Origin of the sequence: Halomonas sp. OfavH-34-E (assembly GCF_024124525.1) — a bacterium.
Taxonomy (GTDB): Bacteria; Pseudomonadota; Gammaproteobacteria; order Pseudomonadales; family Halomonadaceae; genus Halomonas; species Halomonas litopenaei.
Genome location: NZ_JAMXRY010000035.1, coordinates 51,233 through 58,299, shown reverse-complemented (window position 1 = coordinate 58,299; position 7,067 = coordinate 51,233). Strand labels below are relative to the sequence as shown.

The window sequence follows — 7,067 nt, the reverse complement described above, 5'->3', positions numbered from 1 at the left end:
GGACGAAAACGCGCGCGCTCGGTGATCTTTGGCTTCGACCAGAGCCCGCCGGCGCTGTCGGCGGCCAAGACCAACGCCATGCGCGCCGGCATCCCGGCGCTGATCCACCTCGATGGCGCCAGCGTGCATCGCCTGGCGCGGCCGCGGGTGCTCGACCCCGAGCTTGCGGGGCTGGTGATCAGCAACCCGCCTTACGGCGAGCGTATCGGCGAGCTGCCGGAGCTGGTGCGGCTCTATTCGGACCTGGGCGAGCGGCTCAAGGCCGACTTCGGTGGCTGGCGCCTGGCGCTGTTCACCGGCAATCCGGACCTTGGCCACCGTCTCGGCATGCGCGCCCACAAGCAGTACGCGCTGAGAAACGGCCCGCTCGAGGCCAAGCTGTTGCTGATCGATATCGCACGCCGCGATGGCCAGAGCCAGAACCAGGATCAGAACCAGGATCGGAGCCAGGGTCGCCGCCATGACGCTGAGGCAACGTCGGCGGTCGACGGCCAGGCTAGCCCGGCCACCGGGGCAGGTGAAGGGGCGGCATCCTCCGATACCCAGGCAACATCCACGGCACCTCGTAGCGAGGGCGCCCAGATGTTTGCCAACCGTCTGGAAAAGAACCAGAAGAAGCTGCGCAAGTGGCTCAAGCGCAGCGGCGAGAGCTGCTATCGGCTGTACGACGCCGACATGCCCGAGTATGCCCTGGCCATCGATGTCTACGGCGATCACGTCCACGTCCAGGAGTACGCCGCGCCCAAGTCCATCGACCCGTCCCAGGCCCAGCGGCGTCTGTTCGATGCCCTTGGGGTGATTCCCGAGGTGCTGGAAGTGGACCCCGGCAAGGTGGTGATCAAGCGGCGCAAGCGTCAGCAGGGGAAGTCCCAGTACGAGAAGCAGGGGCGAAGCGGCCAGCGCTTCCAGGTCACCGAAGGTCGCGCGACGCTATGGGTCAACCTGCGTGACTATCTGGACACAGGGCTGTTTCTCGATCATCGCCCGGTGCGCCGTATGCTCGGCGAGATGGCTGCCGGCAAGCGCTTTCTCAACCTGTTCTGCTACACCGCCACGGCCACGGTGCAGGCAGCGCTCGGCAGCGAGGCCGAGGGCGGCGCCAGTGACAGTGTCAGCGTAGACATGTCCAACACCTACCTGGAGTGGGCGCGGGACAATTTCGCGCTCAACCGGCTCGACCCGTCGCGCCACCGGGTGGTGCGCGACGACTGCCTGCGCTGGCTGGAGACCGCAGGCGGCGAGTTCGACCTGATCTTCATGGACCCGCCGACCTTCTCCAACTCCAAGAAGATGGAAGACACCCTGGATGTCCAGCGGGACCATCCGCGCCTGGTGCGCCTGGCCATGGCTCGGCTGGCGCCGGGCGGTACCCTGGTGTTCTCCAACAACCAGCGGCGCTTTCAGATGGATGACGAGCTTGCCGTCGACTTCGAGGTCAAGGACATCTCGCGTCAGACCTTCGACCCTGACTTCAGCCGCCGGCCGGACCTGCACCACTGCTTCCTCATCCGCCATCGGCAGGCGTCGTGATGGTGCTGACGCTCTACACCACCCTGGGCTGCCATCTGTGCGAGCAGATGGAAGCCCTGGTGCGTGCCCTTGCCCGGGTGGAGTTCACCATCGAGCGTATCGAGATCAGCGAAGACGACACCCTGCTTCGCCGTTACGGCGAGAGGATCCCGGTGCTGATCGACGCTGAACGTCCCGATGACGTACTGGAGGGGCGGGTGGAGCCGGATGCCGTCGTGCGCTGGCTGGCGACACGCGGGTGGTTGAAAGAGCAAGCGGTCGCTGTGCAAGCCGAAGCGGCCTCGGCGAGCCAGGGGAGGGAGGCTCCCGCAGTAACAGCGACCCGGGTGAAAGGACGCCGCGTCTTCGGCAAGCTCTGAGCGGGTGCTGGGATGGCTGTAGGATGACTGTAACAAGGGCTATGGCGAGAGCGCCCGTAGTGGTGGCCTCGTCGCCATGGCGGCCACCGCGTTAGCGGCGGGTCGCCAGGGCAGCCGCCAGCTCTCGCTGGTAGGCCTCGAGATGTGAGGTCGGCTCCTCGTCAAGACGCCCCAGTGCCACCGCCAGTTCGAAGAAGCCGGGGCCCGGCAGTTGGGGTGCCTGGCGGCTGACCACCAGGGCGGCGATCAGCGGTCGTTCGGCCGCGACATCCTCGCGCATGGTGATTTCCAGGGCTTCGGCCACCCGGCGGATGGTGCGTGGCGGGGTGAGCCCTAGAGCCTCGGCGGCCTGCTGGTAGGTGATCGGCAGGGCGCTGTCGGGCAGGCTCTCCAGCAGGGCACGCAGTCGGGGAGCCAGGCTGGCAGGGGAGGTGTCCGCCATGCTCAGTGCTCGTCCAGCAGTGACAGTTGCCCCATGGCTTCACGGCCTTCCGGGCTATGGTCGTCGGCTTCCAGGACCTTGGTGAAACCTCGCGATCCGAGGATGGTCTTCTCGTCTTCCAGCCACATCATTGCCTGACCGTAGTCATCGGCCAGCTGATGCTTGAGCCCGCCGAACTGGGTACCGATCTGGCCCCAGGCACGGCTGAAAATCCAGTCGCCGAACATGTCCTGGTGCACGTGCACGAGGACATAGTCATGGTCGGTTTCCCAGCGGACGATCACGGCGACTCCCGTCATATCACTTGGTGGCTACGGAGGGCGGGCGCCGGCTCCGTTTCTGGAAACGCTGATAAAGCCTTTGCAGTGTTTCCATTATGGTTATCATGGGCATTGTAAGCCCTTGAGGCTAATCCACAAATAGCCCGGTTGCATGACCGGGAGCCCGATACCTGCGACCCGGGGAACCCCATGAAGATTCTTGTCGATGCCAACGTGCCCGCCGCCGATGCCTGCTTTGCGCCGCTTGGCCAGGTCAGCCGCCGGCCGGGGCGCGAGATCGACGCCGACAGCCTGGCCGATGTGGATGCCCTGGTGATTCGCTCGATCACGCGTCTCGACGCCGATTTGATCGAGGCCACCAAGGCCAAGGACTCGCCGCTGTCTTTTGTCGGCAGTTGCACCATTGGCACCGACCATGTCGACCAGGCCGCCCTGGCGCGCCATGCCATCACCTTCGCAAGCGCCCCGGGCTGCAATGCCGAGCCGGTGGTGGACTACGTGCTGTCGGCGTTGATGCTGGCCTGCGAGCGTCGTGGCCAGTTGCTGCTCGAGCGTCGCGTGGGTATCGTCGGCGTCGGCAATGTAGGCGGCCGGCTGGCGGCCCGTCTGGCCGCCATGGGCATCGAGCACCGGCTGTGCGACCCGCCCCGGGCCGAGAGGGAAGCCAGCAGCAGAGCCGGTCGCGAGAACGGCCAGGACTTTATCGAGCTGGACGCCCTGATCGACAGCTGCGACGTGCTGTGCCTGCATACCCCGCTGGTGCGCGAGGGACGCCACGCTACTCGCCACCTGCTCGACGCCCGGCGCATCGAGGCGCTGGCGCCCGGCACGCTGCTGCTCAATGCCGGGCGTGGCGACTGCGTCGACGGTCAGGCGCTGAGCCGACGCCTGGCTCGCGGTGATGACCTCACCGCACTGCTCGACGTGTGGGAGGAAGAGCCCTCCATCGACCAGGTACTGGCGCACCAGGTCGCCCTGGCCACGCCCCATATCGCGGGGCATAGCCTGGACGGCAAGCTGCGCGGTACCCATCAGATCCATCAGGCGCTGGTGGCCCATCTGGGGCTGGGGGAAAGGGTTTCCCTCGCGGAGCTGTTGCCCGCTCCCGCGCTGTCACGCCTGGTACTTGATGGCGGCTTGTCGCCGGAGGAGGCGCTGGCGCTGTGCATGCGGGCGATGTATGACCCGCGGCGCGATCATGATCGACTGCTGCGAGCCATGGCCGTCGATGACCCGGGCAAGGGCTTTGATCAGTGTCGGGCGAGCTATCCGCTGCGTCGTGAGTTTTCGACCCTGACGCTGGAGCTTGTCGGCCAGGCGCAGGAGCTGGCGCCCCTGCTGTCCGGGGCCGGCTTTCAAGTGGATTGCCGTTGACTCAGACGGCACCGCTGACGCAGACGGCACCGCCGCCCAAGTGGTCTTTCCCGACCAGCTGCATGGACACCCCAAGGGCCCGACGCCATGCGCCGGGCCCTTGTCTGTTGTGGCGGACATCCTCTACTGCGACTGCCATCGTGTGTCGCGTCCAAGTCTTGGCGTTGCCTGGGTGTCAGCAGGTTACAGCCCCATGGCCGAGGAGGTGGACCTGCGCGGATCGGCGCCGCCGTAGAAGACGCCGTCCTCGATCAGGATCGACTGGGCGGCACCCATGGCCTCCTGCTGGCTGACGGTGTGGCCCATGCTCTCCAGCAGGTCCAGGGTGTCGGGGCTGACGCCCTGTTCGATACGGATTTCGTCGGGCAGCCACTGATGGTGGATGCGCGGCATGCTGACCGCCGCCTGGATGTTCATGTCGTGGTCGATCACGTTCATCAGCACCTGCAGGGTGGTGGTGATGATGCGCGAGCCACCGGGGCTGCCGGTGATCAGGTAGTTCTTGCCGTCGCGCTTGACGATGGTCGGCGTCATCGACGACAGCATGCGCTTCTCCGGCTCGATCTTGTTGGCTTCGCCGCCGATCAGACCGTAGGCGTTGGGTACCCCCGGCTTGGCCGAGAAGTCGTCCATCTCGTTGTTGAGCAGGAAGCCGGCGCCGTCGACCACGATGCCCGAACCATAGCTGAAGTTGATGGTGTAGGTGTTGGACACCGCCAGGCCGTTGCCGTCGGCGATCGAGAAGTGGGTGGTTTCGTTGGACTCGTAGGGCAGCGGGTTGCCTGGCGCGATATCGGCACTCGGGGTGGCCTGGTCGGCGGCGATATCGCTGCGTAGCTCGGCGGCGTACTCCTCGGAGGTCAGCCCGGCCAGGGGAACCTCGACGAAGTCGGTGTCACCCAGATACTGGGAGCGGTCGGCATAGGCCCGCTTCATTGCCTCGGCCATCAGGTGGATGGTGCGGGCCGAGTTGAAGCCCAGCTCGCCGATATCGTCGTCTTCGAGGATATTGAGGATCTGCACGATATGGGCGCCACCGGAGGACGGTGGGCTCATGGCGTAGACGTCGTGGCCACGGTAGCTGCCATGCACCGGCTCGCGTACGGTGGCCTGGTAGCTGGCCAGATCCTCCCGCGTCATCAGGCCGTCATGACGCTCCATCTCGGCGGCGATCAGCTCGGAGGTCTCGCCTTCGTAGAACTCTCGGGGGCCCTGTTCGGCGATGCGCTTCAAGGTGGCGGCCAGGTCCGGTTGGCGGTAGATGTCGCCGACCTGGTAGCGCGAGCCATCCTCCTTGAAGAACTTGGCGCGGCTAGCCTCCCAGGGCTCGAAGCGTTCGCTGGCGCTGTCGATGCCGTCGACGAAGCGCTGGGGCACGGCGAAGCCCTCTTCGGCAAGCTTGATGGCCGGGGCCAGGGTCTCGGCCAGGCTCATGGTGCCGTAGCGCTCCAGCGCCAGCGCCAGCCCTGCCACGGTGCCGGGTACGCCGGCGGCGTTGTGGGTGTAGCGGGACAGCTCGGCCACAGCGTCGCCGTTGTCGTCCTGGAACATGGTCTCGTAGGCTGCCTTGGGCGCCTTTTCGCGATAGTCGATGGCGATGACTTCATCGCTGTTCTCGTCGGAGATCAGCATGAAACCGCCACCGCCGATATTGCCCGAACGCGGCTGGGTGACCGCCAGCGCAAAGCCTGCGGTGACGGCGGCGTCCACGGCATTGCCGCCGTTGGCCAGCACCTCTCGGGCCACCTCGGAGGCCAGGAAGTGGCTGGTAGCGACCATGCCGCGGGTGCTGACCTCAGGATGGAAGCGTTCGCCTTCCAGGATCGCCTGACTGTCGGCCAGCGCCGAGGTCGAGACGAGACCCAGAGCGAGCCCTAGCGCCGAGCCTGCGATTGCCCCGCGCAGGGAGTAGGAGACTGACATGGCATACCCTCGTGTTTTCGGTAGATCGTTGCAGGCCGCTGGCCGTGCGGCCAGAACGCCTCGTTGTACGCTGCTTAACTATTGTCGTGACGAGGCGTACGCGCAAATGGCGAAGCGATCCTGGGTGTGCCGAGAGGAGTAAGTGAAAGCCGGCTCCAACGACAACGCCCCCGCCAGGCAGGGCCGGGCGGGGGCGTTGAGAGCGTATCAAGTGTGCGCTTACTGGCGGTAGGCGGCTTCCTTGAGCGCGCGGATGCGATCATCCAGCGGCGGGTGGCTCGCAAACAGCTTTTCCATCAGCTTGCGGGTCTGGCCGGTGGTGATGGCGAAGGCGGTCAGGGTGTCCGGCATCTGGTCGGGCATCTGGGTCTCGGCCTTGAGTCGAGCCAGGGCATTGATCATGGCGCCGGAACCAGCGAGCTTGGCCCCGGCGGCGTCGGCGCGGTACTCGCGGAAGCGCGAGAACCAGGCGGCGATCATCGAGGCCAGGATGCCGAACACGATCTCGGCGACCATGACCACGGCGATGTAGCCAAAGAAGCCGAGGCCCTCGTTGTCGTCACGCCGCAGGAAGCTGTCGACCACCTGGGCGACCACCCGGGCGAAGAACATCACGAAGGTGTTGAGCACGCCCTGAATCAGGGCAAGCGTGACCATGTCGCCGTTGGCGACGTGGCCGATCTCGTGGGCCAGCACCGCCTTGATTTCTTCGGGCTGCATGCGATTGAGCAGGCCGGCGGACACCGCGACCAGCGCATCGTTCTTGTTCCAGCCGGTGGCAAAGGCGTTGGACTGCTGGGCCGGGAAGATGCCGACCTCCGGGGTCTTGATGTTGGCCTCGCGGGCCAGCTCGGCGACGGTGTCGACCAGCCACTGCTCGGTGGCGTTGGAGGGATTTTCGATGATCACCGTGCCGGTGGAGCGCTTTGCCATCCACTTGGAGATGAACAGCGACACCATGGAACCCGCCATGCCGAACACGAAGCAGAAGATCAGCAGGCTGTTGAAGTTGATGCCCTGGGCGTTGAGGTAGGGCTCCACGCCGAGCAGGCGCAGGGTGATACTCGCCACCAGGATCACCGCCAGGTTGGTGCCCAGGAAGAGCAGGATTCTCATCATTGCCGACATTCTCCGTAAGGAAGGAAACCTGCCGAGCCA

The 7,067-nt window shown here is 65.8% G+C and carries 7 protein-coding genes; 3 read left to right on the top strand and 4 right to left on the bottom strand.

The genetic code is table 11. The annotated features are described in order from the left end of the window. On the top strand, positions 1-1,530 hold a 1,530-nt coding region (gene rlmKL, locus NH448_RS15490; RefSeq protein WP_253028990.1), incomplete at its 5' end, for a bifunctional 23S rRNA (guanine(2069)-N(7))-methyltransferase RlmK/23S rRNA (guanine(2445)-N(2))-methyltransferase RlmL. Continuing rightward, positions 1,530-1,889 carry a glutaredoxin family protein gene (locus NH448_RS15485; protein ID WP_052704538.1) on the top strand — a complete coding sequence of 120 codons (360 nt, stop codon included), beginning with the start codon at positions 1,530-1,532 and terminating at the stop codon, positions 1,887-1,889. The genes rlmKL and NH448_RS15485, both read left to right, overlap by 1 nt. A gap of 91 nt (positions 1,890-1,980) precedes the next feature. Here NH448_RS15485 and NH448_RS15480 read toward each other — a convergent pair whose 3' ends face one another. Beyond that, positions 1,981-2,331 (bottom strand): hypothetical protein, encoded by a 351-nt coding sequence (locus NH448_RS15480; RefSeq protein ID WP_045994891.1) that lies wholly within the window; start codon positions 2,329-2,331, stop codon positions 1,981-1,983. 2 nt (positions 2,332-2,333) lie between these two features. After that, positions 2,334-2,615 carry a hypothetical protein gene (locus tag NH448_RS15475; protein ID WP_045994908.1) on the bottom strand — a complete coding sequence of 94 codons (282 nt, stop codon included), beginning with the start codon at positions 2,613-2,615 and terminating at the stop codon, positions 2,334-2,336. A 186-nt stretch (positions 2,616-2,801) separates the two neighbouring features. Between NH448_RS15475 and pdxB the strand changes: the two genes are divergently transcribed. Beyond that, entirely contained in the window at positions 2,802-3,986 is a 1,185-nt protein-coding gene (gene pdxB / locus NH448_RS15470) for a 4-phosphoerythronate dehydrogenase PdxB (protein WP_045994890.1), read from the top strand. Between the two features lie 183 nt (positions 3,987-4,169). Here pdxB and ggt read toward each other — a convergent pair whose 3' ends face one another. Then, a complete protein-coding gene (gene ggt / locus NH448_RS15465) occupies positions 4,170-5,909 on the bottom strand; it encodes a gamma-glutamyltransferase (RefSeq protein ID WP_253028989.1) in 1,740 nt (579 codons plus the stop codon). 219 nt (positions 5,910-6,128) lie between these two features. Next, entirely contained in the window at positions 6,129-7,028 is a 900-nt protein-coding gene (gene htpX, locus NH448_RS15460) for a protease HtpX (RefSeq protein ID WP_045994888.1), read from the bottom strand. Positions 7,029-7,067: the final 39 nt, after the last annotated feature.